Source organism: Mesorhizobium sp. M7A.F.Ca.US.014.04.1.1 (genome assembly GCF_003998745.1).
GTDB lineage: Bacteria > Pseudomonadota > Alphaproteobacteria > Rhizobiales > Rhizobiaceae > Mesorhizobium > Mesorhizobium ciceri.
Window position 1 is genome coordinate 1 of the sequence record NZ_RZRW01001412.1, and the last position, 518, is coordinate 518.

Consider the following 518-nt stretch of genomic DNA (forward strand, 5'->3'; position numbering starts at 1 on the left):
CGGTCACCCTGATTGTCAGCGCAGCCTCCGAGCCGATCGCAGCCAGCGTCCTGTTGGCGAAAAAGCTTAGCAGCGTCAGTCCGATCAAGATGATGGTGGTCACTCCGACGGCGGACACGACCACGCGCATCTTGCCGCGTTCGGCCGCTTCGTCGAGTAGGAGGGGTTCATCGCCGGAACGCGATCGCATGACCAGCGGTGCTGCGAGAGCGATCATCACCAGCGCCCAAACAACCGCGCAAAGCGCGGTAAAGAACCAGATGAGCCAGGCCAGCTCGCCGGCTGCGGGGCCCTTCGGGTCAAGCGCCGACTGCCAGCCTGCGCATCCCTGCAGAAACAGGACACAGAAGGCGAAGGCCATCGAGGCCGGGCGCTTCACGGTGATTTGCCCAGTGTCGCGGCATCCGGCAGGCGGTTTTCCGAGGGATGCACCATCATGTCGTCATTGCGTTGCGGCGCGGCGGAAGACGGCGCGTTGCCGCCCAGTGCGCGCACGAAGGCCGCCAGCTCCCATATCT

At 64.9% G+C, this 518-nt stretch carries 2 pseudogenes; both read right to left on the reverse strand.

Features of this window, described 5'->3' with window-relative positions:
- Positions 1 to 379 (reverse strand): annotated as a pseudogene (locus EOA22_RS36840) (cytochrome c oxidase subunit II); the annotation flags it as partial.
- Positions 376 to 518, reverse strand: a pseudogene (locus tag EOA22_RS39450) (cytochrome C); the annotation flags it as partial. The pseudogenes EOA22_RS39450 and EOA22_RS36840, both read right to left, overlap by 4 nt.